Annotated in this window: 24 protein-coding genes; 7 read left to right on the forward strand and 17 right to left on the reverse strand. The window is 56.6% G+C overall.

Annotated elements, in window-relative coordinates; translation table 11 throughout:
• The first annotated feature begins 58 nt into the window (after positions 1-58).
• From ppdD to hofC, 3 genes are read left to right on the forward strand one after another with little or no spacing between them, the layout of a single operon-like run.
• The gene (ppdD, locus tag ACX9GU_RS22775) at positions 59-496 is read left to right on the forward strand and encodes a prepilin peptidase-dependent pilin (RefSeq protein ID WP_473193021.1); all 438 of its coding nucleotides are present in this window, start codon (positions 59-61) and stop codon (positions 494-496) included.
• Positions 497-507: 11 nt separating this feature from the next.
• Entirely contained in the window at positions 508-1,944 is a 1,437-nt protein-coding gene (gspE, locus tag ACX9GU_RS22780; RefSeq protein WP_473193022.1) for a type II secretion system protein GspE, read from the forward strand.
• Entirely contained in the window at positions 1,941-3,140 is a 1,200-nt protein-coding gene (gene hofC, locus ACX9GU_RS22785; RefSeq protein WP_473193023.1) for a protein transport protein HofC, read from the forward strand. Before gspE ends, hofC begins: the two co-directional genes overlap by 4 nt.
• Before the next feature lie 43 nt (positions 3,141-3,183).
• Here the strand turns inward: hofC and ACX9GU_RS22790 are convergent, their stop codons facing one another.
• Positions 3,184-4,227 carry a GMP reductase gene (locus tag ACX9GU_RS22790; RefSeq protein WP_021179338.1) on the reverse strand — a complete coding sequence of 348 codons (1,044 nt, stop codon included), beginning with the start codon at positions 4,225-4,227 and terminating at the stop codon, positions 3,184-3,186.
• Positions 4,228-4,545: 318 nt separating this feature from the next.
• On the opposite strand from ACX9GU_RS22790, the gene coaE reads away from it, so the two are divergent.
• Genes coaE through yacG form a run of 3 tightly spaced genes read left to right on the forward strand, consistent with a single transcriptional unit; the run spans position 4,546 to position 6,161 of the window.
• Entirely contained in the window at positions 4,546-5,169 is a 624-nt protein-coding gene (gene coaE, locus ACX9GU_RS22795; protein WP_473193024.1) for a dephospho-CoA kinase, read from the forward strand.
• A complete protein-coding gene (zapD, locus tag ACX9GU_RS22800) occupies positions 5,166-5,918 on the forward strand; it encodes a cell division protein ZapD (RefSeq protein WP_059199745.1) in 753 nt (250 codons plus the stop codon). Before coaE ends, zapD begins: the two co-directional genes overlap by 4 nt.
• Before the next feature lie 45 nt (positions 5,919-5,963).
• Complete coding sequence (yacG, locus tag ACX9GU_RS22805) at positions 5,964-6,161, forward strand: DNA gyrase inhibitor YacG (RefSeq protein WP_021179335.1); 198 nt, start codon at positions 5,964-5,966, stop codon at positions 6,159-6,161.
• 39 nt (positions 6,162-6,200) lie between these two features.
• Here yacG and mutT read toward each other — a convergent pair whose 3' ends face one another.
• The 3 genes from mutT to secM all read right to left on the reverse strand — a co-directional run bounded on the left by mutT (position 6,201) and on the right by secM (position 10,015).
• Positions 6,201-6,602 (reverse strand): 8-oxo-dGTP diphosphatase MutT, encoded by a 402-nt coding sequence (mutT, locus tag ACX9GU_RS22810; protein WP_473193025.1) that lies wholly within the window; start codon positions 6,600-6,602, stop codon positions 6,201-6,203.
• A 79-nt stretch (positions 6,603-6,681) separates the two neighbouring features.
• The gene (secA, locus tag ACX9GU_RS22815) at positions 6,682-9,393 is read right to left on the reverse strand and encodes a preprotein translocase subunit SecA (RefSeq protein WP_021179333.1); all 2,712 of its coding nucleotides are present in this window, start codon (positions 9,391-9,393) and stop codon (positions 6,682-6,684) included.
• Between the two features lie 88 nt (positions 9,394-9,481).
• Positions 9,482-10,015: a secA translation cis-regulator SecM gene (secM, locus tag ACX9GU_RS22820; protein ID WP_473193026.1), complete on the reverse strand. Its 534-nt coding sequence runs from the start codon at positions 10,013-10,015 to the stop codon at positions 9,482-9,484.
• Positions 10,016-10,041: 26 nt separating this feature from the next.
• Here secM and ACX9GU_RS22825 point away from each other — a divergent pair, with 26 nt between their 5' ends.
• Complete coding sequence (locus ACX9GU_RS22825; RefSeq protein WP_024483521.1) at positions 10,042-10,569, forward strand: DUF721 domain-containing protein; 528 nt, start codon at positions 10,042-10,044, stop codon at positions 10,567-10,569.
• A gap of 16 nt (positions 10,570-10,585) precedes the next feature.
• Here the strand turns inward: ACX9GU_RS22825 and lpxC are convergent, their stop codons facing one another.
• The 13 genes from lpxC to ACX9GU_RS22890 form a co-directional block, all read right to left on the reverse strand.
• The gene (lpxC, locus tag ACX9GU_RS22830) at positions 10,586-11,503 is read right to left on the reverse strand and encodes a UDP-3-O-acyl-N-acetylglucosamine deacetylase (RefSeq protein WP_021179330.1); all 918 of its coding nucleotides are present in this window, start codon (positions 11,501-11,503) and stop codon (positions 10,586-10,588) included.
• A 103-nt stretch (positions 11,504-11,606) separates the two neighbouring features.
• On the reverse strand, positions 11,607-12,761 hold the full coding sequence (ftsZ, locus tag ACX9GU_RS22835) for a cell division protein FtsZ (protein WP_024483522.1): 1,155 nt from the start codon (positions 12,759-12,761) through the stop codon (positions 11,607-11,609).
• Between the two features lie 72 nt (positions 12,762-12,833).
• The gene (gene ftsA / locus ACX9GU_RS22840) at positions 12,834-14,090 is read right to left on the reverse strand and encodes a cell division protein FtsA (RefSeq protein ID WP_004950148.1); all 1,257 of its coding nucleotides are present in this window, start codon (positions 14,088-14,090) and stop codon (positions 12,834-12,836) included.
• Entirely contained in the window at positions 14,087-14,941 is an 855-nt protein-coding gene (gene ftsQ, locus ACX9GU_RS22845) for a cell division protein FtsQ (RefSeq protein ID WP_166734086.1), read from the reverse strand. Before ftsQ ends, ftsA begins: the two co-directional genes overlap by 4 nt.
• A 1-nt stretch (position 14,942) precedes the next feature.
• Positions 14,943-15,863, reverse strand: coding sequence for a D-alanine--D-alanine ligase (locus ACX9GU_RS22850; protein ID WP_473193027.1), 921 nt, complete (start codon positions 15,861-15,863; stop codon positions 14,943-14,945).
• Positions 15,856-17,331 (reverse strand): UDP-N-acetylmuramate--L-alanine ligase, encoded by a 1,476-nt coding sequence (gene murC / locus ACX9GU_RS22855; protein ID WP_473193028.1) that lies wholly within the window; start codon positions 17,329-17,331, stop codon positions 15,856-15,858. Before murC ends, ACX9GU_RS22850 begins: the two co-directional genes overlap by 8 nt.
• 54 nt (positions 17,332-17,385) lie before the next feature.
• Positions 17,386-18,450 carry an undecaprenyldiphospho-muramoylpentapeptide beta-N-acetylglucosaminyltransferase gene (gene murG / locus ACX9GU_RS22860; protein WP_473193029.1) on the reverse strand — a complete coding sequence of 355 codons (1,065 nt, stop codon included), beginning with the start codon at positions 18,448-18,450 and terminating at the stop codon, positions 17,386-17,388.
• Positions 18,451-18,453: 3 nt separating this feature from the next.
• Positions 18,454-19,656: a cell division protein FtsW gene (gene ftsW, locus ACX9GU_RS22865; protein WP_024483527.1), complete on the reverse strand. Its 1,203-nt coding sequence runs from the start codon at positions 19,654-19,656 to the stop codon at positions 18,454-18,456.
• Positions 19,653-20,972: a UDP-N-acetylmuramoyl-L-alanine--D-glutamate ligase gene (gene murD / locus ACX9GU_RS22870; RefSeq protein WP_473193030.1), complete on the reverse strand. Its 1,320-nt coding sequence runs from the start codon at positions 20,970-20,972 to the stop codon at positions 19,653-19,655. The genes ftsW and murD overlap by 4 nt, the downstream gene beginning before the upstream one ends.
• 2 nt (positions 20,973-20,974) lie before the next feature.
• Positions 20,975-22,057: a phospho-N-acetylmuramoyl-pentapeptide-transferase gene (gene mraY / locus ACX9GU_RS22875; RefSeq protein WP_021179322.1), complete on the reverse strand. Its 1,083-nt coding sequence runs from the start codon at positions 22,055-22,057 to the stop codon at positions 20,975-20,977.
• Positions 22,051-23,412 (reverse strand): UDP-N-acetylmuramoyl-tripeptide--D-alanyl-D-alanine ligase, encoded by a 1,362-nt coding sequence (gene murF / locus ACX9GU_RS22880; protein ID WP_473193031.1) that lies wholly within the window; start codon positions 23,410-23,412, stop codon positions 22,051-22,053. The genes mraY and murF overlap by 7 nt, the downstream gene beginning before the upstream one ends.
• Positions 23,409-24,896, reverse strand: coding sequence for a UDP-N-acetylmuramoyl-L-alanyl-D-glutamate--2,6-diaminopimelate ligase (murE, locus tag ACX9GU_RS22885; RefSeq protein ID WP_473193032.1), 1,488 nt, complete (start codon positions 24,894-24,896; stop codon positions 23,409-23,411). Before murE ends, murF begins: the two co-directional genes overlap by 4 nt.
• A 1-nt stretch (position 24,897) precedes the next feature.
• Positions 24,898-26,649 carry a peptidoglycan glycosyltransferase FtsI gene (locus tag ACX9GU_RS22890; protein WP_473193033.1) on the reverse strand — a complete coding sequence of 584 codons (1,752 nt, stop codon included), beginning with the start codon at positions 26,647-26,649 and terminating at the stop codon, positions 24,898-24,900.
• Between the last annotated feature and the right edge of the window lie 34 nt (positions 26,650-26,683).

The following is a 26,683-nucleotide window of genomic DNA, read 5'->3' on the forward strand; positions in this document are numbered from 1 at the left end:
GCCACCCGCTGTTGGCCATTTTAACGTTGCCTCCTGATGACTACGGAGGAAACAACAGATGGAAACACAACGCGGTTTTACCCTGATCGAATTAATGGTGGTGATTGCCATCGTCGCCATCCTCAGCGCCATTGGCATTCCCGCCTATCAGCGCTATATCCAGAAGGCCGCCATGACCGATATGTTGCAGGCCATGGTGCCGTACAAAATGGCGGTTGAATTGTGCGCATTGGAAGGCGGTGGCCCGTCAGGCTGCGATGCGGGCAGTAAAGGGATCCCTGCAGGGGTGACAACACGTTACGTCAGCAGTATCAAGGTCACCGGGGGAACCATCAGCCTGGTCGGCACACAGAGCCTGCAAGGCCTGACGGTGACGCTGGCCCCTACAATGGACGCCACCGGCCCGATGCGCTGGACACGCCAATGCAGCAGCAGTAACACCAGCCTGCAGGAAACCTGCCAGGAAGTTTTCCGTTTTGATGATGCAGCGCAGTAAAGGGGGGCAGCATGGAAATCAGCGATGAAATCCACGCACTGTGTCAACGCTATCAGGCACTGGCACTCAGCGAAGACGAGCAGCGGCTGACTATCGCCCTGCATGGTGAAATCCCTGCGGCACTGGTGAGCGCTCTGCGTTTCGCCACCGGCAAAAGCGTGGGGATTGAGCAATGGCCCATTGCCCGGCTGGAACAGGCGCAGAGCCAGCGGCAATCCCTCGCCCTGGTTCCACCGCCGGAAAATACCGAGGAGCAGCCCCCTTCGCTTAACGACGACAGCGACACGCCGGTGGTGCAATTTATTAACCAAACGCTGCGTAGCGCCATTCAACGGCGTGCCTCTGACGTACATTTTGAACCTTATCAGCAGCGATTCCGCGTCAGACTCAGGATCGACGGTGTGCTACAGGCGATCGCCTCACCGCCCTTGTCGCTGGCGGCCAGGATCACTGCCAGGCTGAAGATCATGGGGCAACTGGATATCGCCGAACGCCGCCTGCCACAGGACGGCCAACTCAGCGTGCAGCTGGATAATGCCAGTTTCTCAATGCGGATCTCCACCCTACCCACGCTGCATGGCGAAAAGGTGGTACTGAGGATCCTGCAAACCGATCGCCAGGAATTGCCGCTCGAACAGCTTGGTATGAGCCAGGAAGCACTAGGGTGGTATGCCAATGCCCTCTGTAACCCGCAAGGCATGATCCTGGTGACCGGCCCGACCGGCAGCGGTAAAACCGTGACGCTGTACAGCGGGTTACGCCAGCTGAACGATGCGCAGAGCAACCTGTGCAGCGTTGAAGATCCCATCGAGATCCCGGTGTTCGGTATTAACCAGACGCAAATCAACAGTAAAACCGATCTGGACTTCGCTCGCGTGTTACGGGCCCTGCTGCGCCAGGATCCGGATGTCATCATGATCGGCGAGATCCGCGATAAAGAAACGGCAGAAATTGCCGTCAAGGCGGCACAAACCGGGCATTTGGTGCTATCGACCCTGCACACCAACTCCACCTGCGAAACGTTGACCCGCCTGACCCAAATGGGTATTCCCGGTTACCTGCTGGCGGCCTGCCTAAAACTGGTGATCGCCCAGCGCCTGGTGCGGCGGTTATGCCCCCATTGCCGCTATCCACAAGTTGAGATCCTGCACTTCCCGGCCACCATTTGGCCGGAACCCCTGATCCCGTGGCGTGCGGCCGGCTGTGAGCATTGCTTTGGCGGTTATTACGGCCGGATCGGCGTCTACGAGTTGCTGAAGATCACGCCCGAAATCCAAAATGCCCTGATGCAAAATGCCTCGGTGCTCCAGTTGGCCGCTATCGCGCAGCAGCAGGGTCAAACAACGCTGCTGCAAGCGGGCCTGGAGCTGGTTACCCAGGGGATAACCTCGCTGGAGGAACTGTACCGCGTAGTCGGGGTGAACACTCAAGGTGAGAGTACAGCATGAAAACTCGCCGTCTGTTTGTTTGGCAAGCCATCGATAGCCAAGGTGGAATTCGCAGTGGCGAACTGCTGGCGGAGGAGAAAAATCAGGTCTATCAGCATTTGCTGGAGCAAGGATTGCAGCCTTACCAGTTGGGGGCGGGGAAACGGGTCTCTGCACGTCAATGGCATGGCGAGCCGATGATCCAATTCACCCGCCAGTTGGCAACTCTGCTGCAAGCCGGGTTACCGCTGGTCAATAGCCTACAGTTGCTGGCTCAGGAGCATCAGTCGGCGGCCTGGCGTTGTCTGTTGCTGGAAATCAGCAATAGCGTGGTGATGGGGCAACCCTTTTCCGAAGCGATCGCCGAGCAACATCGCGTATTCCCCCTAATCTACCGCCAACTGATCGCCATCGGCGAATTGACGGGGAATCTGGATCGCTGCTGCCTGCAGTTGGCACAGCAACAAGAAGCCCAGCAAAGGCTACAGAAAAAAGTGCTGAAGGCGCTGCGCTACCCGCTGTTTATCTGCCTGGTGGCCATTTCAGTCACCATTCTGATGTTGGTGATGGTGCTGCCGGAGTTTGCCAAGATTTATCAATCTTTCGATGCCCCGTTACCCTGGTTTACCCAAGGGCTGCTGGCACTGTCCGGCGCATTGATCGCTACCGGGCCTTATCTGTTGCTCACGGTAGCTGGGCTGGCAGGATTTTATTGGCGCAGGTTGCATCCGTTAGCCGATTGGCAACAACGTGAGCAGGCAATGTTGCTACGCATCCCGTTGATTGCCTCGTTGGTCAAGGGCAATTGCCTGAGCCAGGTATTCCGTATTCTGGCTATGACACAGCAGGCCGGATTGACGCTGGTAGCAGGGCTAAGCGCCGCGAAGCTTTCGGTGAATATTGTGTTTTATTGCCGGGCGCTGACGGCGATCGAAAAGCAGCTCTCTCAAGGGTATCCCTTCCACAGCGCGCTAGCTCAACAGCCGCTGTTTCCTTCGCTATGCCAGCAATTAGTGCGGGTGGGAGAAGAGTCCGGCACGCTCGATGTCCTGTTGGACAAGCTGGCGCTTTGGCACGAACAACAGACTTATGAGCTTGCCGATACGCTGGCACAAACGCTGGAGCCGTTGCTGATGATTGTAGTTGGGGGGATTGTGGGTACGTTGGTGATCGCGATGTATTTGCCGATATTCCAGTTGGGGAACGTGCTGGGATAATTTTACAGGGACGCAGCAGGCTGCGCCCCTAAAGGCTAACTGCTTATTTGCTGCCGAAAACGCGGTTTTCCTGCTCCGCGACGCGGATAAAGGTGGTGCGTTTGGTCAGCTCTTTCAGACGTTCTGCGCCCACATAAGTACAGGCAGAACGCAGGCCACCGAGGATATCGCGCACGGTAAACTCGACTTCACCACGCAGCGGCAGCTTGACGGTTTTACCTTCCGCAGCACGGTAGCCAGCTACACCGCCCACATGGCGCTTCATGGCAGACTCTGAGCTCATACCGTAGAACAGCATGAATTTCTCACCGTTCTCTTCCACCACGGTGCCTTCACATTCGTCGTGCCCGGCCAACATCCCGCCCAGCATGACAAAGTCTGCGCCGCCGCCGAAGGCTTTCGCCACATCACCCGGTACAGAACAGCCGCCATCGCTGACAATCTGCCCGCCCAGGCCGTGTGCGGCATCGGCACATTCGATCACCGCGGAAAGCTGCGGATAGCCCACACCGGTTTTCACACGGGTGGTACAGACTGAACCAGGACCAATCCCGACCTTGACGATGTCGGCACCGGACAGCACCAGCTCTTCCACCATTTCACCGGTAACCACGTTACCCGCGCAGATCACATGGCTAGGGCAAGCTTCACGAGCTTTTTTCAGGAAGGCAACAAAGTGTTCGGAATAGCCGTTGGCCACGTCGATGCAGATAAATTTCAACGCCGGGGAAAGTGCCAGGATCTGCTTCATCTTGACGAAGTCGGCTTCAGAAGTGCCGGTAGACACCATCACATGACGCAACACGGAGTCGGAAGAGCGCTGAACAAACTCGGCCCATTGCTCAACGGTGTAGTGTTTATGAACGGCGGTAAGAACGTCGAAGGTTGCCAGGGCCTCGGCCATGCGGAAGGTGCCAACCGTATCCATATTGGCGGCAATAATCGGCACACCGGACCAGTTGTAACCTGAATGTTTGAAGGTAAACTGGCGCTCCAGTTCAACTTCCGAGCGGCTTTTCAGCGTGGAACGCTTTGGGCGGATCAACACATCTTTAAAGCCTAACTTCAAATCTTCTTCAATACGCATGACTTATGATTTCCTGGTTTTTGGCGACGGATCGCAAGGGGATTTCGAACCTAGTTATTGCCAGTTCCAGTGGTGTTATCATACGCACTAATAATCGCTCGGCAAGACTGCGATTTCGCCTTTATTTACGGTACAATCCCACAAATTTACCTGTGACATCCCAATGTGATTGCCGCCTCATTTTCCCAATCCTGCGGCTCAAATTCCCCCTCTCAAAACACCAGGCGCAGAGCAAGTCACAAGCACCCGCTTGCACTTCTGCACGATCGCTTTATGATTCGTTTATAATTTTTGGTGAATATCAGGATCCCTTCGGCCATGTCCTACATTGTTGCATTAACCGGCGGTATCGGCAGCGGTAAGTCTACCGTTGCCAACGCCTTTGCACGTTTTGGCGTGGCCATTGTGGATGCGGATATCATTGCTCGCCAGGTTGTTGAGCCTGGAACCCCGGCATTGGACGCCATTACGGCGCATTTTGGTAATGAAATGTTGCTGATGGACGGATCCCTCAACCGTGCGGCTTTGCGTCAGCGGATCTTCAGCGATCCCGACGAAAAGCGCTGGCTAAACCAGTTGCTGCACCCGCAGATACAGCGAGAAACGCAACGCCAACTAGCCAACGCCCAGAGTTGTTACGTACTATGGGTTGTCCCCTTGCTGGTAGAAAACGGCCTGCAGGATCGTGCCGACCGCGTTTTAGTGGTGGATGTCGACAGCGAAACACAATTAGCCAGAACCATGGCCCGCGACGGCATCAGCCGTCAGCAGGCGCTGAATATTCTGTCTGCACAGGCCACGCGCGAACAACGTCTGGCCGTGGCGGATGACGTAATTGACAATAGCGGTAGCGCACAAGGAATTGAATCCCATGTCGCCGCATTGCATCAACACTATCTTGAGCTGGCAACCTCAGCGACCCGACAGGATCACACCGAATGAGTGACGCTTCCCCGACCGTTCTCTTTGAACACCCGTTAAATGAAAAAATGCGCACCTGGCTGCGGATCGAGTTTTTATTACAACAACTGCATGGCCAAAGAGCACTGAGCGAAACCGCTATCGCCCTGACCTTTTTCCGTACCGTTGCGGACCTGCTGGACGTATTGGAACGTGGCGAAGTACGCACCGAACTGCTCAAAGAGCTGGAACGCCAGCAGCAAAAATTACTGCAGTGGGCAGAATTGCCCGGTGTCGATATTTCGGTGGTCAATCAGCTACGCAGCCAGCTAAAAGGCTGTGCATCTGCGCTGATGTCTGCCCCGCGTATGGGCCAGGCGCTGCGTGAAGACCGGCTGATTAGCCTGGTTCGCCAACGTCTGAGCATTCCTGGCGGCTGTTGCAGCTTTGATTTGCCTACGCTGCATATGTGGATGCATGTGGCACAAAATGAGCGTGATGCCGACGTGGCAGAGTGGTTGCAAACCCTCGAACCCTTGAATCAGGCCCTGACCATCGTGTTGGATCTGGTGCGCCAGGCCGGGCCGTTTCGCAATCAGATCAGCCTCAACGGCTTCTTCCAGGATAACGCCGAAGGGGCCGATCTGTTACGCTTGCGTATTAATCTGGCTTACCAGCTTTACCCGCAGATTTCCGGCCACAAGACGCGCTATGCCATCCGTTTCCTGCCGCTAGACAGCGAAAACGGCACAGTGCCAGAGCGTCTTACCTTTGAGCTGGCGTGCTGCTAACACACTGAATTACCCCTTTAACTATCAGAGGGAAAAGGAATGAATATGACCGTAGTAAAATGCCCAACCTGTGGAAAAGGCGTGGTTTGGGGTGAAGTCAGCCCGTATCGCCCGTTCTGCTGCAAGCGCTGCCAGTTGATCGATCTCGGTGAATGGGCCGATGAAGAGAAGCGTATTCCGAGCAACGAAGATCTGAACGAAAGTGAGGATTGGAGTGAAGATCGGGATAGCAACAACCATTAAAGCGGCGTTATTGGCCTGGCACCGCCAGGCCTAAACTCTCTACGCGATACTGGCCTGCGCCACCAACAGCTTGATGATACTGACGTTGGCTTCGGGGAACTCTTCCTCGCGCAGGTCGGCCTGTTTCACCCAGCGCATCGGCTGGCCTTCACGGCCATAGGGTTCACCCGCCCAATCCTCCACCAGATAGAAATTCAGCGTTACAATCCGATCGGTGAAGCGGTGTTCCAGCACCTCCAGTAACCGTGCCTGATTGGCGCGGATCCCGGTTTCTTCCAGCAATTCGCGGCCTAATGCCTGCTCCGGCGTTTCGCCCTGCTCAATCTTGCCGCCAGGGAATTCCCAAAAACCAGCCATGTGCGAATCCGCAGCGCGGCGTGTGATGAAGATTTCCTGCTGTGGGTTACGGATAATCCCTACGGCGATGTTCAGGTGCTTCATCGCATCCTCCAGAAGTTACTACTTAAAAAAAGGGCTCAGCATGCTGAGCCCTTACCGTTAACCGTTCACTGCACCCGGCTTACTTTTGCAGGCGGCCGTGGCACTGCTTGTATTTCTTACCGGAACCGCATGGGCAAGGATCGTTACGCCCTACTTTACGTTCGGCAACAGCTGGCGCGTTCGGATCGGTGACCGCCAGGGCATTTTCTTCCTGGTGGCTCAGTTGTTGCTGGCGTGCCAGACGCTCGGCTTCTTCACGGCGTTGCAGCTCCAGAGCTTCAACCTCTTCCGGCATGCGTACCTGAACCTTGCTCAACACGCTGATCACTTCATATTTCAGCGATTCCAGCATGGTGGCAAACATGTTGAAGGACTCACGCTTGTATTCCTGCTTCGGATCTTTTTGCGCATAGCCACGCAGGTGGATACCCTGACGCAGGTAATCCATTGCCGCCAGGTGCTCTTTCCACAGGGAATCCAGCGTCTGCAGCATCACGCCTTTTTCGAAGTTGCGCATCATTTCGGCGCCAACAACCTCTTCTTTGCGCAGGTAATCTTCCTTCGCCTTCGCCATGATGCGCTCACGCAGCGTTTCTTCGTGCAGTTCAGGCTCTTTATCCAGCCACTCGGCGATTGGCATATCCAGATCGAAGTCGTTTTTCAGACGTTCTTCCAGCCCTTTCACATCCCACATCTCTTCCAGCGACTGCGGCGGAATGTAGCTGTCGATGGTGGTTTTGAACACGTCTTCACGGATACTGTTGATGGTTTCGCTCACGTCGGACACGTCGAGCAATTCGTTACGCTGGCTGTAGATCGCACGGCGCTGGTCGTTAGCCACATCATCATATTCCAGCAGTTGCTTACGAATATCGAAGTTACGGCTTTCCACCTTGCGTTGCGCGTTGGCAATGGCTTTGGTGACCCACGGGTGCTCGATGGCTTCGCCATCCTTCATACCCAGCTTACGCATCATGCCAGAAACGCGATCCGAGGCGAAAATACGCATCAGCGCATCTTCCATTGACAGGTAGAAGCGGGAAGAACCGGCATCACCCTGACGGCCGGAACGGCCACGCAGCTGGTTGTCGATACGGCGTGATTCGTGACGTTCGGTACCGATAATGTGCAAGCCACCGGCGGCCAGTACGGCGTCGTGACGAATTTTCCAGGCCGCTTTGATTTCAGCAATCTGCTCTTCAGTCGGATCTTCCAGATGGGAGAGTTCGCTCTGCCAGCTGCCGCCCAACACGATATCGGTACCACGGCCGGCCATGTTGGTGGCGATGGTTACCGCAGCAGTTTGACCCGCATTGGCCACAATATCCGCTTCCATGGCGTGGAATTTGGCGTTCAGAACCTTGTGTTCGATCCCTGCTTTGGTCAGCTCACGGGAAACCACTTCGGATTTCTCGATCGAGATGGTCCCCACCAGCACTGGCTGGCCGTTGGCAGTACGCTCACGGATATCTTCGATGATCGCCGCGATCTTCTCTTTTTCGGTCATGTAGACCAGATCCGGCATATCTTTACGGATCATTGGGCGGTTGGTCGGCACCACGATGGTATCGAGCTTGTAGATAGAGCTAAATTCGAAGGCTTCAGTGTCCGCTGTACCCGTCATACCGGCCAGCTTCTCATAGAGACGGAAGTAGTTCTGGAAGGTGATCGAAGCCAGCGTCTGGTTTTCGTTCTGAATTTCTACGCCTTCTTTGGCTTCTACCGCCTGGTGCAGACCATCGGACCAGCGGCGGCCCTGCATGGTACGGCCAGTGTGTTCGTCAACGATAATGACTTCACCGTCTTTAACGATATAGTCAACGTCACGGGTGAACAGCACGTGGGCACGCAGCGCGGCGGTGACGTGGTGCATCAGCATAATGTTAGTTGGTGAATACAGCGATTCGCCTTCATCCATGATGCCCGCTTCCATCAGCATCTCTTCGATCATGATCAGGCCGCGTTCGGTCAGGTGAACCTGGCGCGCTTTTTCATCGACCGAGAAGTGCCCTTCACCCTGGAAGGTATCGGAGTCTTCTTTTTCCTGACGGATCAGCTGTGGGATCAGCTTGTTAACACGCTTATACATTTCTGAGCTGTCTTCGGCCGGGCCGGAGATGATCAGCGGCGTACGCGCTTCGTCGATCAGGATGGAGTCAACCTCATCCACCAGCGCATAGTGCAGCTTACGCTGTACGCGCTCTTCCGGGCTGAACGCCATGTTGTCACGCAGGTAGTCAAAGCCGTATTCGTTGTTGGTACCGTAAGTAATATCGGCGGCATAGGCTTCACGCTTGGCCGGAGCAGGCATGCCAGGCAGGTTGATACCCACGCTCAACCCCAGGAACTCGAACAGCGGACGGTTGTTTTCGGCGTCACGCTGGGCCAGGTAGTCGTTGACGGTAACCACGTGCACGCCACGGCCGCTCAGGGCGTTCAGATAGGCAGGCAGGGTTGCGGTCAGGGTTTTACCTTCACCGGTACGCATCTCGGCGATACAGCGGTCGTTGAGCACCATCCCGCCCAGCAGCTGCACGTCGAAGTGACGCATGCCGAAGACTCGTTTACTGGCCTCACGCACTACGGCGAAGGCTTCCGGGATCAGGCTTTCCAGCACTTCGCCCTTTTTCAGACGCGCGCGGAACTCATCGGTCTTGGCCTGCAGTTCGCTATCAGACAGTTTTTCCATGTCTGGTTCCATACGGTTGATCATCTCAACCGCTTTGCGCATACGGCGCAGGGTACGATCGTTGCTGCTACCAAAAACTTTGGTCAATAGTTTGATTAACATGATTCTTTATATCTCTTACGCGACGACACCATAATGGCCGTCAACAAGCTGTTGTGTTGTTTGTTTTTTGCTGCCCTGAGGGCAAAGATTAGCCGAGGGCTACAGGCCCGGCGCGAATACCTTGCACCTGAGCGAGCCACAGCCCGGCCTGATGCTGCGCCAAAGAAGGAACGATGGGGTGATGGGTATCACGAATGATAGTGGGTGGTTTTGGCTCGTGCGTCAGTAGCGCATTGAGCGTGGAGAGCAGGGCAAGCTGAGCCACCTGTAATGGAGGTTCAACCGCAACGGCCTCCGCTTCCTGCACGCGGGCATAGACGGCCTGAGGTGCCAGAGCAAAAGAGAGGTGACGAATGACGGTTCGAAGCGCATGCTGGTGCCAGTAATCAACGTTAAACGTTGGGCGACGATGCACTTCTTGCAGTAACGCCAGGCTGTTGAAGGCATGACTGGCGGAATTTTGCCGGTTAAGACTGGACGAGGTGCTCGGTAATGCGCTTTGATCGACGGTGCCGGACAGATTTTGCGGTACGCCAAGCGTAGCCGCTACCATCCCCAACAGGAGATGAGGCCAGAAATAACGTCTGCCAAATTGTCGCCAACGATTTAGAATACCGATCACGTGTTTATTATCCGCCGGAGCCCATTATGCGCGATAGCCGTCCACAATTATTAGATATCCTGTTTGACGACGCGTCTGCAACAGAGAAAGGACCGCTGCATAACGTTCAGCAACGCGCTACCGCGCTACTGAAACTCAATCGTGCCGTGAAGGGGTTATTGCCCGCTCAATTGCACCCTTGGTGCCGTGTCGCCAACTTCAGACAGGGTATTTTAGTGCTGGAAACCGCCAATGCCAGTTGGATGATGCGCTTACGCTATGAACAACCCAGCCTGCTATCCGCACTACGAGCGCAAATTCTACCATCTTTGTCTTCAATCGACATCAGGATTAATCCCTCGTTGATGGCAAAAGGCAGCAGCCAGGTACAAAACCACGGCAAAAGCACGGAAAATGGCCAGCAAGCAGAGGTGCCTATGCGTCATTTGAGCCTGGAAAGTGCGGATGCATTACGGGGATTGGCGGCGCAGAGCCCAGAAAAATTACGCAAGATATTAGAACGACTGGCCGCGTTGGCAGGAGAGAGAGCCAACGAGACCGGTCGTGATAAGTAATTGACGTCTTGGCAGCTTAGGCCAGTACGGTTGACGGAGCCTTGAATGCCAACGGCATTTCGGCTTCATCCTGGAATGTCACGAATTCCCAAGCTTCCTGTTTCGCCAGCACGGCTTGCAGCAGCTTGTTGTTCAGCGCATGGCCTGATTTGTACGCGGTGAACGCGCCAATGATGTTATGGCCGCACATGAACAGATCGCCGATGGCATCCAGCATTTTGTGGCGTACGAATTCGTCTTCGAAGCGCAGGCCGTCTTCGTTGAGGACACGATAGTCATCCACCACAATCGCGCAATCGAAGCTGCCGCCCAGGGCCAGGCCACGGGACTGCAGATACTCGATATCACGCATGAAACCGAAGGTACGCGCACGGCTGATTTGGCGTACGAACGAATCGGCTGAGAAATCCAGACGATAGCGTTGGGTACTGGCATCAATCGCCGGGTGGTTGAAGTCGATGGTGAAGTCCAGGCGGAACCCGTTATGCGGGGACAGCTCTGCCCACTTGTCGCCATCTTCAACGCGTACGGTGTCTTTCAGACGCAGGAATTTCTTCGCCGAGTTCAGCTCTTCGATGCCGGCATCCAGCAACAGATAGACAAACGGGCTGGCACTACCGTCCATGATCGGGATTTCGGCAGCGTCAACTTCAATAATGATGTTGTCGATACCCAAGCCCGCCAACGCAGCATTAAGATGCTCAACGGTGGAAATACGCACGTCTGACTCATTCACCAGGCAAGTACAGAGCATGGTATCACGCACGGATTTTGCATCAGCCGGGAAATCAACCGGTGGATTCAAGTCAGTGCGACGATAGATGACCCCGGTATTAGCCGACGCTGGGCGCATTGTCAGCGTGACTTTCTTGCCGGTATGTAAACCGACACCAGTCGCCTGAACAATACGTTTTAATGTCCTTTGTTTGATCATCGTTTTATCTCGCAATGTTATCAATCCAACCAGCCCAGCATACAGCAAGGCCGGCGGGACAGTTTAGCACAAAGAGCGGAGATTCCAAATTATCAGCTTATTCCTAATCTGCCTGCTTGCGCAGGAAGGCCGGAATATCCAGATAATCAGGCTCTTTGTTTGGTTGCGCGCTCTGATCGTTCACCACCTTGGCGGCAGGTTTCACTTCCTGCTGCAGCGGTGACATACCATGCTGCTGGTAACGGTGATCCATCACTGGCTGGCTGGCCTGTTTATTGGTTACCAGAGTGATTTCAGGACGTTTGTCCATACCGATACCGGTCGCAACTACGGTCACGCGCAGTTCGTCGTTCATTTCCGGATCCAGCGAGGTACCAATTACCACGGTCGCATTGTCGGAAGCGAAAGCACGGATGGTGTTACCCACGGTTTCGAACTCATCCAGACGCAGGTCGAAGCCAGCGGTGATGTTGACCAGCACGCCACGGGCGCCGGACAGGTCGATATCTTCCAGCAGTGGGCTGGAGATCGCCATTTCCGCCGCTTCTTCGGCACGGTCTTCGCCACAGGCAACGCCAGAGCCCATCATCGCGTAGCCCATTTCGGACATCACGGTGCGCACGTCAGCAAAGTCGACGTTCATCAGGCCCGGACGGGTGATCAGTTCGGCAATACCCTGCACCGCGCCTTTCAGCACGTCGTTGGCCGCGCCGAACGCGTCCAGCAGAGAGATGCCACGGCCCAGAACTTTCAGCAACTTGTCGTTCGGGATGGTGATCAGCGAGTCCACGTGCTTGGACAGCTCGGCGATACCCTGCTCCGCGAATGCCATGCGCTTCTTGCCTTCAAAGTTGAAAGGCTTGGTCACCACGGCCACGGTCAGAATACCCAGATCTTTTGCGACTTCTGCCACCACTGGCGCAGCACCGGTACCGGTACCGCCACCCATGCCGGCCGCGATGAAGACCATGTCTGCACCTTCCAGGGCGGCGCGCAGGGCTTCACGGTCTTCTTCCGCTGAATTACGACCCACTTCCGGGTTCGCGCCTGCACCCAGACCTTTGGTAATACCGCTACCAATCTGGATGGTTTGGCCAACTGCCGTTTTACGCAGTGCCTGAGCGTCTGTATTAACGGCGAAGAATTCAACACCTTCGATGCGCTCGCGCACCATGTGTTCAACGGCATTGCCACCGCCACCGCCGACGCCGATGACTTTAATCACCGCGTCATTGGTTAGTTCCATTGGTTCAAACATAGTTTCTCTCCGTTTTGTGCCTGTCGCTGCGAGATCATAAAATTACTTCCGCATGATCTCTTTGTCTAAACATTAAAACTCTTTTCTCAGCCAGCTATTGATGCGTTTAAACCAATTGCCCACCGAGGCGCGTTTTTCTACTTCTGCCTCACCGCTCAGGTGAGACTCTTTTCCATAGTGCAGTAGCCCGACCGCTGTAGAATAGTAAGGCTCTTGCGCGTAATCCGTCAGACCCGTGATGTTCAAGGGTTGGCCGATGCGTACCTGGGTATGGAATACCCGTTGCGCACAGGCTGCCAGGCCATCAATCTGGGCGGCACCGCCGGTCAGCACAATACCCGCTGCCAGATGATGCTTCACCCCTTGCTGACGCAGTTGCTCCTGCAATTGCAATATTTCATCGTTAACCAGATTCAACAGTTCGGTATAGCGCGGCTCAATCACTTCAGCCAATGTCTGTCTTTGCAGACTCCGAGGAGGCCTTCCCCCCACGCTAGGAACCTCAACACTTTCATCCTTGCTAACAATCGACCCAAGTGCACAACCGTGTCGAACTTTAATCGCTTCCGCGTCGGTCGGCGGTGTGCCGAAGGCGTAGGCGATATCGCTGGTGACCACGTTCCCGGCGTAAGGGATCACTTTGGTGTGGCGCAGAGCACCGCCGGTATACACCGCCATATCCATGGTGCCCCCGCCGATATCTACCACACAGACGCCGAGCTCGCGCTCATCTTCGGTCAGCACCGCATAGCTGGCGGCCAGACCGGCGAAAATCAGTTGGTCCACTTTCAGACCACAACGTTCCACTGCTTTGACAATGTTCTTGGCCATATCGTTATGGCAGGTGATCAGGTGCACCTTGGCCTGCATACGCACGCCGGATAACCCAACCGGGTTTTTGATGCCTTCCTGATAGTCGATGGCGTATTCCTGAGGGATAACGTGCAGGATGCGGTGTTCGTCGCGCACACGCACCGACTTGGCGGTATGCACCACGTTCTCCACGTCTTCCTGCGTCACTTCCTCTTCGGAGATCGGCACCATCCCGATCTCGTTCTGACAGCTGATATGCTTACCCGACAAGGCCAGGTAAACCGAAGAAATCTGACAATCCGCCATCAGTTCGGCCTGGTCGATAGCGCGTTGTACGCACTTGACTACCGACTCCAGATCGTTAACGCCACCCTTATCCATACCGCGAGACGGGCAACTGCCCACCCCGATAATGTTGACCATGCCATCGGGCAAAACTTCCCCCACCAATGCGGAGACTTTTGCGGTACCGATCTCCAGTCCAACTACCAGTTTTCTGTCCGTCGACTTGATCATTGTTGTTTTGCCTGTGCCTGATTCTGTTGCTGATTACTGTTTGGTCGATCGCCCATGGCTGCCTGCGGGTCGATAAACGCCGGAGCCCAGCCGACTGAGGCACCGGAGTCATAGCGTAAATCGACATAGCTGACGCGCTTGTTTTCCGCCTGCGCCTGCTGCAACAGCACCGGATAAAGCCCGATGAAGCGTTGCAAGCGGCCCATGCGATCGTCACGTCCCAGTTCCAGCCGAACATCGTTATCCAAAGCCAACTGCCACGAATGGCGGGCCGTCATGGACGCCATCTTAAGCTGATACTTGCTGGCTGCCAGCACGCCGTTCATCGCGCGGTAACCTTCCAGAACATCCTGTTCGCTGCCTTCCGGACCATAGAGCAACGGTAATTTCTGATTGCCCAAACGCTGCGCCGGAATGCTGAACGACTTGCCCTCGGCATCAACCATGTGCAAATCATTCCAATGCGCCACCGGGACATACTCCACCAGGTGGATTTTCAGCTCATCCGGCCACTGTTTACGTACGCTGGCCTGCTTGACCCACGGCAGACGCTCGATCTGCTGCTGGATGATGTCCACATCCTGCGTCATAAAGGTGCCCGGTGCTCCCAAAGCCAAGATCGCCTGGCGAACATCGTCGTTAGTGGTGAAATGGCGTTCACCGGTCAATACCAGCCTTGAGAGCGGCAGACGGCTGGCATCTTGCATCCAACCTACCACTACCCAGCCGCACCACAGGATGGTGCCTAACACCATCAGCAGAAAAATTATCCCTGCCAGCTGGGTGCCATTGCTGCGGCGTGGGCCGTTATCCGCCTCGCGATCGCGTGCATTCAGAGCCGCTTGCGACATCTCAGTCAGCCAACGCCAGAATTCCCGCAACCAACTGCGAGAAAGTTAATCCGGACTGCCGGGCCGCCATCGGGACCAGGCTGTGGCTGGTCATGCCCGGCGAGGTATTCGCCTCCAGCAGGTAGAAGCTGCCATCGCTGTCTTGCATGACATCAACACGCCCCCAGCCGCTGCAATCCAGCCCACGGTAAGCGCGCAGTGCCAGCGCAGCCATAGCGGCTTCCTGCTGTGCATCCAGGCCGCTCGGGCAAAAATACTGCGTATCGTCGGAAATATATTTGGCCTTGTAATCGTAAAACACGCCAGCGGGCTGAATACGGATGGAAGGCAGCACCTTATCGCCCAGGATCGCCACGGTGTATTCCGGACCGCTGAGCCATTTCTCTACCAGCACATCCTCATCATGACGGAAAGCTTCTTCCAACGCCCCTTCCAGGGCTGCGCGTTCGGCCACTTTGCTCATGCCCACGCTGGAACCTTCGCGGCTTGGCTTCACAATCAGCGGCAATCCCAAAGCTTCAATGGCAGCCAGTTGGCTTTGCCGATCGTCGCCCAGATACTGACGGCGGCTCAGCGCCACGTAAGGTGCCACCGGCAGCCCCATCGACTGCCACACCATTTTGCTGCGCCATTTATCCATGGTCAGCGCCGAGGCCATCACGCCGCTGCCGGTATAAGGCAACTGCAAAAACTCCAGCAGGCCTTGCAATGTACCATCTTCACCGCCACGCCCGTGCAGCGCGATGAACACTTTGGTGAACCCCTGCGCTTTCAACTCGGTGACAGGGAAGTCACGGGTGTCGATACCATGCGCATCAATACCCGCTTCTCGCAACCCGGCCAGCACGGCCGCGCCAGATTGCAGTGAAACTTCACGTTCTGCGGAGGTACCACCCAGCAATACGGCGACTTTATCAGCCATGATGATCCTCCTCTTTGATCTGTGGTTGCAGTTTTAGTTCAGCCAGCCGGCGCGCGATTTTACCGACATTGCCAGCCCCTTGCACCAGCACCAGGTCGTCTCCTTGCAACAGCTGCGCCAACAGCGTTGGCACGGTATCCGCATCGGACACCAGGATCGGATCCAGTTTGCCGCGATTGCGAATGGTACGGCACAGGCTACGGCTATCAGCACCAGGGATCGGAGCTTCACCCGCCGGATAGACATCCAGCATCAGCAACACATCAACCTGCGATAACACGTTGGCGAAATCGTCATACAGATCGCGAGTACGGGTGTAGCGGTGCGGCTGGAAGATCATCACCACCCGCTTGGTTGGCCAACCGGCACGCGCGGCCTTGATGGTCGCATCCACTTCCGTTGGGTGGTGGCCATAATCGTCCACCAACATGGCGCTACCCTGTTTTTCGTTCACCGCTGCCAGTGGGAATTCCCCCAGGAAATCGAAGCGACGCCCCGTTCCCTGGAAACCGGCCAACGCACGCAGAATGGCTTCGTCGGCAATGCCTTCTTCCGTCGCCACGGCAACCGCCGCCGCCGCGTTCAAGGCGTTATGGCGGCCCGGTGCATTCAGGGTCACCGTCATCAACGGCTTATCCTGACGGCTCAGGGTAAAGTGCCCCTGCGGCCCGATCTGGCTATAGCTCTCGATGCGCACATCCGCATCCTCGCTAAAGCCGTAGGTGGTGATATGGCGACCCACGCGCGGCAACAACTCACGCACGACCGGATCGTCAATGCACATTATCGCACGACCATAGAACGGCAGGTTGTGCAGGAAGGTGATAAACGTCTGCTTCAAATTCTCGAAGTCGCCATGGTAGGTATCCATATGGTCGGCTTCGATGTTGGTGACAATCGCCACCATCGGTTGCAAATGCAGGAACGACGCATCGCTCTCATCCGCTTCCGCAATCAGGTAACGGCTAGAACCCAAACGCGCGTGGGTACCCGCCGCCTTCACCAGCCCACCGTTAACAAACGTTGGGTCAAGACCGGCTTCGGCGTAAATACTGGACACCATTGCCGTGGTGGTAGTTTTGCCGTGCGTACCGGCGATGGCAATGCCATGGCGATAGCGCATCAGCTCGGCCAGCATTTCTGCCCGCTGGATCACCGGAATGCGCGCCTCACGGGCTGCGACGATCTCCGGGTTGTCTGCCGGGATAGCGGTCGAAACCACTACCACGCTGGCATCCAGCACGTTTTCCGGGCGGTGATGGAAGTAAATCGTTGCCCCAAGCTCGCTCAACTGCAGGGTGACCGGGTTCGGCGCCAGGTCGGAACCGCTGATCTGATAACCCTCGTTGGCCAACACCTCGGCGATACCACCCATGCCGGCACCACCGATGCCAACAAAGTGGATGTGCCGGACGCGTCGCATCTCGGGCACGAAAGTACGTAGTTTCGCCAATTGTTGTGTATTCATCACTTCTCTATCTATCAGGTTCGATTTAGCTCAACAGGGGTAACCCCTACGGCCTTACAGGGCTGCACGAATAATTTCTGCCGCCACGCGTTCTGTTGCATCCGGGATCGCTACCGCGCGGGCCTTTTCGGCCATCGTCAACAGCGTTGGGCGATCCCAGCTTGCCAGCAGTTCCGCCACGACATCGGCAGTAAACTGCGGCTGTTCGATAATCTTAGCCGCACCGGCCTCTTCCAGAGGACGCGCGTTCCAGTATTGCTGGCGATCTTTGTGCTGGAACGGCACAAAAATGGCCGGTAATCCCGCCGCCGCCACTTCGCTGACGGTCAGCGCGCCAGAACGGCACACCACCACGTCCGCCCAAGCGTAGGCCTCTGCCATATCATCAATAAATTCGGTCACCTTGTGCCCGGTCTGCCCTACCCTCTCGTAGTCTTGCAGTACCGTTGGCAATGCGCCCTTACCTACCTGATGCCAGAGGACTATTCTATCGCCCAGCAGCGCGGCGACTTCAGGAACTGTCTGATTCAGCACGCGTGCACCTTGGCTACCGCCGATAATCAGCACGCGGATTGGCCCTTCACGCCCATTCAGCCGCTCGGCAGGTAACGGCAGCGCCAACACATCGGTACGCACCGGGTTACCCACGACGTCCGCATTCGGAAACGCACCAGGAAACGCCTGCAATACTTTCTTGGCGATCCTGGAAAGCCAGCGGTTGGTCAGGCCCGCAATGCCGTTCTGCTCATGCAGCACCACCGGGATACCACACTGCCAGGCGGCCAAACCGCCAGGGCCGGAAACGTAACCGCCCATCCCCAGCACCACGTCCGGCTGATAGCTGCGCATAATCGCTTTCGCCTGACGCACCGCCTGCCAGATACGCAGCGGTGCAGTCAACTGAGCTTTTAGGCCTTTGCCACGCAGCCCGGAGATACGGATAAAATCAATCTCGATCCCGTGCTTTGGCACCAGATCGGCTTCCATTCGGTCTGCGGTGCCGAGCCAGCGAACCTGCCAGCCCTGCGCCATCAGATGATGCGCGACCGCCAGCCCCGGAAACACGTGCCCGCCGGTACCGCCTGCCATCACCATTAAACGCTTAGCTTTACCGCTCATCCGCTACCTCTTCACAAACGCCTGCGCTTTGGTCAGGCGCGTTTCATAATCAATTCGCAGCAACAGCACGATCGCCGTCGACATAATGATCAGGCTCGAGCCACCGTAACTTATCAGTGGCAAGGTCAAGCCTTTGGTTGGCAACATCCCCGCTGCCGCACCGACGTTCACCAATGCCTGGAAACTGAACCAGACACCGATCGAACACGCCAGAAAACCGGAAAATCGCTGGTCTATCTCCAACGCCCTGCGGCCGATCGACATGGCGCGAAAAGCGACGAAGAATACCATTAACAGGGCGAAAACCACACCGATATAGCCCAGTTCTTCGCCCAAAATGGAGAAGATAAAGTCGGTATGCGCCTCGGGTAAATACTCGAGTTTCTGTACCGAGTTGCCCAGCCCTTGCCCCCAGAACTCGCCGCGGCCAAACGCCATCAGCGACTGGGTTAGCTGGTAACCACTGCCAAACGGATCGGCCCATGGGTTCCAGAACGAAGTCACGCGGCGCATACGGTAAGGTTCTGCGATGATAAGCAGCCCCACGGCAAACACGCCCGATCCGATGATCGCCAGGAACTGCCACATCTTTGCCCCGGCCAGGAACAGCATCGCCAGCGTGGTGATAAACAGCACCACCACCGTCCCCAAATCCGGCTGGGCCAGCAGCAGCACCGCCAGCACCACCATCACGCCCATTGGCTTACAGAAGCCCCAGAAGTTGCTGCGGACTTCCTCCACCTTGCGCACCAGATAGCTTGCCAGGTAGCAAAACAGCGACAGCTTGGATAACTCAGCGGGCTGGATACGCAACGGGCCCAGAGAAATCCAGCGTGAAGCCCCGTTTACCGAGCTGCCAACCACCAGCACCACCAGTAACAAGACTATCGATAACAGCAGCATAACGTTGCTATAGCGCTGCCAAACGGCCATCGGGATACGCAGTGTCACCAGCGACAGGCCGAATGCCAGACCAAGGTAAAGTGCATCACGCTTGGCAAACAGGAACGGATCCTCTGCCAGGCGCTGGCCGATAGGCATCGAGGCCGACGTCACCATCACGAAACCAACAATCGCCAGACCGAAGGTCAGCCACAGCAGGGTACGGTCATACAGCACCATGCTGCTCGTATCGCTTTCACGCGATCCCATCACCCAGTCTTTCAGCTTGTTGGTCAGGCCGAACGTCGGCACCCGGAGTCTCATCCGCCCAACTCCTGTGCCAGACGGGCAAACTCGTTGCCACGCACTTCAAAATTACGGAACTGATCCAGGCTGGCGCAGGCCGGTGACAACAGCACCATATCGCCTGATGTCACCTGGCGGGCAATGGCCTGCATCGCCTGCTCCATCGTTTCTGTCTGCGTGGCGACTTCCGGACGCAGCTGTGCCAGCTGTGCGCCATCGCGGCCAAAGCAGTACAAGCGAACGTTGTCACCTTGCAGATAGCGCGCCAGCGGCGAGAAGTCCGCAGACTTGCCATCACCGCCCAACAGCAGATGCAGCGTGCCCTTAACCTGCAGGCCGTTCAGCGCCGCCTCGGTGCTGCCGACGTTGGTGGCTTTGGAATCGTTAATCCAGCGCACGCCGTTGTGTTCCCACACCAGTTGGAAACGGTGCTCCAGGCCGGTAAAAGTCGTCAGCGCTTTCAGGCTGGACGCACGCGGCAGCTTGACTGCATCTGCCAGGGCCAGGGCGGCCAACGCATTGGTAAAGTTATGGCGACCGGTGAGCTTCATCTCGCTGGTGTTGAGGACTTTCTCACCGTTCACCCGCAGCCAGATTTCACCCTGCTGGCGGGTGAGATGGTAGTCCCCCACGTCGGCACCAAAGCTGACGCAGCGCTCATCGGCACCGCGCACCGGCATGGTCAGCGCGTCGTCCGCATTCACTACGCAGACTTGGGCATTTTCATAGACGCGCAATTTGGCGGCACGGTATTGCTGCAAGCCAAATGGATAGCGATCCATATGATCTTCGGTCACGTTCAAAATGGTGGCCGCGGCGGCATGCAGGCTGTGAGTGGTTTCCAATTGGAAGCTCGACAGCTCCAGCACGTACAGCTGGCACTCCTGGCGCAGCAGGCTCAGCGCTGGCAGGCCGATATTGCCCCCAACGCCCACGGCCCAACCGGCGGCCTTGGCCATTTCGCCCACCAGCGTGGTGACGGTGCTCTTGCCGTTGGAACCGGTGATCGCCACGATTGGCGCCTGGGCTTCACGGCAGAACAGCTCAACGTCACCGACGATCTCAACCCCGGCATCGGCGGCAGCGCTCAAAGCCGGAGTCGCTAATGCCATTCCTGGGCTAGCCACAATCAAATCCGCAGACAGTAACCATTCCTGGTTCAGAGAACCCAGATGACGTTCAACGCTCTCGGGCAGTTGATCCAGGCCCGGCGGCGAAATACGGGTATCCATAACCCGCGGCGTCACGCCACGGGTCATAAAGAAATCAACGCAGGAAAGGCCGGTAAGGCCCAACCCGATGATGACCACTTTTTTACCCTGATAATCCACCATAATCAGCGCACCTTCAGCGTCGCCAGGCCAATCAGCACCAGCATCAGCGAAATAATCCAGAAGCGCACGATCACCCGTGGTTCTGGCCAGCCTTTCAATTCATAGTGATGGTGGATCGGCGCCATGCGGAAAATACGTTGCCCGCGCAGCTTGAACGATCCCACCTGCAGGATCACCGACAGCGTTTCAACCACGAACACGCCGCCCATGATCAGCAACAAGAACTCCTGGCGCAGCAGCACGGCGATGGTGCCCAACGCGCCGCCCAGTGCCAGTGAACCCACATCGCCCATAAACACCTGAGCCGGGTAGGTGTTAAACCACAAGAAACCTAAACCGGCCCCGACAATCGCGGTGCAAACGATGACCAACTCACCGGCATGACGCAGATACGGAATATGCAGGTAGTTGGCGAAGTTCATGTTACCAGTCGCCCAGGCCACCAGCGCGAAACCCGCCGCCACAAACACGGTTGGCATGATTGCCAGGCCATCCAGCCCATCGGTCAGGTTGACCGCGTTGCTGGTGCCAACAATCACGAAGTATGCCAACGCCACGTACAGCAAGCCCAACTGCGGCATGATGTCCTTAAAGAACGGCACAACCAGCTCGGTGGCTGGCGTGTCTTTTCCTACGGCATACATGGCAAAGGCCACAACCAGAGCAATCACCGATTGCCAGAAATATTTCCAGCGTGCGATCAACCCCCGAGTATCTTTGCGCACCACTTTGCGATAGTCATCGACAAAGCCGACGATGCCGTAACCCACCAGTACAAACAGCACGCACCACACGTAAGGGTTGGACGGATAGGCCCACATCAGCACCGAAATGGTGATGGAGGTCAGGATCATGATGCCGCCCATGGTCGGCGTGCCGCGCTTGCTAAAGTGCGATTCTGGCCCGTCATTACGCACTACCTGACCAAAGGACATTTCCTGCAGGCGTTTGATCACCTTCGGCCCCATCCACAGGGAAAGGAACAGCGCGGTCAGCAGGCTGACAATGGCCCGGAACGTCAGATAGGAAAAGACGTTGAAGCCTGAGTAATATTTGACCAAATGTTCGGCCAGCCAAACTAACATGGTGCTTTCTCCTGTAACGCGCGTACTACCTGCTCCATTGCGGCACTACGTGACCCTTTGATTAACACGGTAATTACCGCATGTGCTGAGAGTAGTTCCGCTACGCGCGCGGTCACTGCTGTTTTATCCTGATAATGTTCACCGTTACCGGCGGCGGAGCTCAAGACCTGGCTCAGCCCACCCACGCTGATGACTTTATCAATACCGGCCAGACGGGCAGCCTCACCCACCTGACGATGACACTCTTCGGCCTCGGCGCCCAATTCGGCCATATCGCCAACGACCATCACGCGATAACCCGGCATTTCTGCCAGCACCTGCGCTGCTGCCGTCATGGAGCCGACGTTGGCGTTATAGCTGTCATCGAGCAACAGCTTGCCTTGCGCCAAGGCGATCGGGAACAAACGCCCTGGCACTGCCTGAAGCTGTTGCAAGCCTGCACTCACGGCGGCCAGCGTAGCGCCAACCGACATCGCCAGTGCTGCTGCTGCCAACGCATTGGCCACGTTATGGCGGCCCGGCAATGGCAACTCAATCGCCACCGTGCCAAACGGGCTGTGCAGGGTGAAGTGAGTCACGCTCCCTTTCACCTGGATATCGCTGGCAAAGAAATCCACTGATTCCGCAGCCTGGGGAGAAAAACGCCAGACTGTCTTGCCCTGTAACTGCGCCTGCCAATGCGGCCAGTCGTTGCTATCAGCGTTGAGGATCGCAACGCCATCCGCCGGTAAACCGGCAAAGATTTCGCCCTTGGCCTGCGCAACGCCTGCCAGTGAGCCAAAACCTTCCAGATGGGCAGCGGCCAGATTATTCACCAGCGCGCTCTGCGGTTGCGCCAAGGCGGTGGTATAGGCAATCTCACCGATATGGTTGGCACCCAGCTCCACCACCGCAAAATCATGCTGCGGCTCTAAACGCAGCAGCGTTAGCGGCACGCCGATCTCGTTATTGTAATTCCCGGCGGTATGCAGCACTTCGCCACATTCACGTAAAATGGCCGCGGTCATCTCTTTCACCGAGGTCTTGCCCGATGAACCGGTCAGCGCCACCACTTTGGCTGGCACCTGCTGACGTACCCAGGCAGCAAACTGCCCCAGTGCCAGACTGGTATCTTTCACCACCAGTTGCGGAGCCTCCACCAATAAGCGCTTACTTACCAGCAAAGCACCTGCGCCAGCGGCGACAGCATCGGCGGCAAAGTCGTGAGCATCGAAACGCTCGCCTTTCAGGGCCACAAACAGGCAACCCGCAGTGACCTGACGAGTATCCCTCGTCACTTCGGTAATGATGCAGTCGGTGCCGATCAGCTCGGCATTCAATACCGCTGCCAGCGTCTGAAGCGAGACCGGGATCATGCCAACACCCCCAACAAACGTGCGACGGTGGTGCGATCGGAGTAATCCAGACGGCGGTTGCCCACCAGTTGGTAATCCTCGTGGCCTTTACCCGCCACCAGTACCACATCCTGCTCTTTAGCCTGCATGATGGCGCTGGTCACGGCTTCGGCGCGCCCGTGGATCACCTGCACATGCCCGGCATCCAGCAGCCCGGCCAGAATATCCTTGATGATCGTCTGCGGTTCTTCGGTGCGCGGATTATCATCCGTGACCACCACCCGGTCGGCAAACTGCTCGGCAATGCCACCCATAAGTGGGCGCTTACCTCTATCACGATCGCCACCGCAGCCAAACACGCACCACAGTTGCCCTTGGCAATGCAGGCGAGCGGCTTCCAGCGCTTTTTCCAGCGCATCCGGAGTGTGGGCATAATCCACCACCACCGTCGGCTTGCCTGGCGCATTGAAGACTTCCATCCGGCCACAGACCGGCTGCAGTTGATTGGCCGTGTTAACCAGCTTCTCAAACGGGTAACCGAGTGACAGCAGCGTCGCCAATGCCAGGATCAGGTTACTGACGTTGAAGGCCCCCATCAGGCGGCTTTCGATCTCGCCGTTGCCCCAGCTTGAGCTGAAGTGGATGGTGGCACCGTTATCGTGATAATCCACCGCGGTGGTTTTCAGCCAGCGGCCATGACAGCCTGGCTGTAAATTGTTCTGCATGGTGACGGCCACAGCATCCGGCAATTTTGCCAGCCAGCGCTGCCCGACTTCATCGTCGGCGTTGATGATTGCCTGACCAACGTCGTGGTTGGCAAACAGTGACCATTTGGCCGCTTCGTAACTGGCCATATCACCGTGGTAATCAAGGTGATCGCGGCTCAGGTTGGTGAATACGGCTGCGGCAAAGGGTAAAGCCGCCACGCGGTGTTGCACCAGGCCGTGAGAGGAGACTTCCATCGCGGCCAAGGTGGCCCCTTGCTGCGCCAGATCGTTAAGCACGTGCTGCACATCGACGGCAGAACCGGTGGTATTTTCCGTTGGGCAAACCTGGTCTAACAAACCGTTGCCCACGGTGCCCATCACGGCGGCAGTTTCACCCAACAGTTGGCTCCACTGGGCTAACAGTTGGGTGGTGGTGGTTTTGCCATTAGTCCCGGTCACGCCAATCAGACGAAGACGTTCGGCAGGCTGATGGTAGAAACGCCCGGCTAATGCGGACAGGCGCTGGCCAAGTTGGCTCAGGTAAATCACCGGCACGCCGTGCATTTCGCAAATTTTACCGTCTTCAGCTTCGCCTTCCGCTTCAGCGATAACGGCGGCAACCCCTTGGGCGATGGCTTGCGGAATATAGCGGCGTCCATCCGTTTGATGGCCAACTACGGCGACAAACAGATCCCCGGCAGCCGCAATACGGCTGTCTAATATCATTTCCCGCAGCGCGCGCTCGGGTGCCGTTGGCACCCACGGAGCGAGTAAATCGCGCAAATTACGATCGGCCACCTTAACCCTCTTTGTTATTAATCACTAATTCGCTTTTGTCACCGGTGGGCAACGCATCTGGCTGAACGTTCATTATCCGCAGCGCGCCCCCCATGATGGCACCAAACACCGGTGCGGAAATCGCACCACCGTAGTATTTCCCACCCTGTGGATCGTTGATGACCACCACCAGAGCAAAACGAGGCTGGCTAGCTGGTGCCACCCCCGCGGTATAAGCGATATATCGGTTGACGTATTTACCATCCGGCCCGACCTTTTTGGCGGTACCGGTTTTAATGGCGATACGATAACCCTTGATAGCGGCTTTCACCCCACCACCGCCCGGCAAGGCAACGCTTTCCATCATGTGCACTACCGTACGCACGGTAGCCTCAGGGAAGACACGTTCACCGGCAACCGGAGGGTCAACCCTGGTGATCGACAGCGGGCGATAAACGCCCAGGCTGCCGATCGTGGCATAGACTCGCGCTAACTGTAACGGGGTTACCATTAGCCCATAGCCGAAAGAGAAGGTGGCCCTCTCTATGTCAGACCACCGTTGTTTTTTTGGGTATAAGCCACTGCTTTCTCCGACCAGCCCCAAATTGGTCGCTTTTCCCAGCCCAAAACGTGAGTAAGTATCTACTAACGCTGAGGACGGCATCGCTAACGCCAGCTTTGAAACACCGACGTTACTCGACTTCTGCAAGATCCCGGTCATGGTCAGTTCCGAATAACGCGCCACATCTTTGATTTCATGGCCGTTAATGCGGTAAGGAATGGTATTGAGCACGCTATTTTCTTTCACTACGCCGCGCTGCAACGCCGTCATTACCACCATCGGTTTCACGGTAGAACCAGGTTCAAAAATATCGGTGATGGCACGGTTACGCATGGTGTCTTTCGGCGTATCGGCCATATTGTTCGGGTTGTACGATGGGCTGTTGGCCATCGCCAACACTTCGCCGGTGTTCACATCCACCAGCACTGCGGTACCAGACTCCGCCTTGTTGAAGGCGACGGCGTTGTTCAGTTCACGATAAACCAGCGCCTGCAGGCGCTCATCGATGCTCAGCGCCAGATTGTGCGCCGCCTGGCTGTCTACCGAGGAGATATCCTCGATCACTCGGCCATAGCGGTCTTTACGTACGGTTCTTTCGCCCGGTTGGCCAGTCAGCCAGCGATCAAAGCTCTTTTCGACCCCTTCGATCCCTTCGCCGTCTATGTTGGTCACGCCGATGATGTGAGAGGTAACCTGACCAGACGGGTAGTAGCGGCGCGATTCCTGACGCAGGTAGATGCCAGGCAATTTCAGCTTGTGGATGTAATCACCAATCGCCGGGTTAACCTGCCGGGCCAGATAGACAAAGCGCCCCTTTGGATTGGCATTAATACGATTGGAGAGCTGATCGAGCGGAATTTGCAACGCGTCGGACAGCGCTTTCCAGCGCGAATCCAGCGTAATACCCCCGCGTTCGTTCAACTCTTTCGGATCGGCCCACACGGCGTTTACCGGTACGCTCACCGCCAGCGGGCGGCCAGAGCGGTCACTGATCATGCCGCGAGCGGTGGGAACCGACTGCACGCGTAGCGAACGCATATCGCCTTCTTTCACCAACCGATCCGGATTGATCACCTGCAAATAAGCCACACGCAGCATCAGCCCAACCAGCGCCAACAGAATACAGCCGCACAGCAACGCAAAACGCCAGCTCACAAAGCTGGCCTGATCTTCCTGGCGTTTCAACTTCTTACCGGGACGTACTGCTTTCATGCGTTAGCTACTTGCTCCGTATCGTGACTTCGGC

This window comes from Serratia sp. K1WW1 (genome assembly GCF_055790865.1).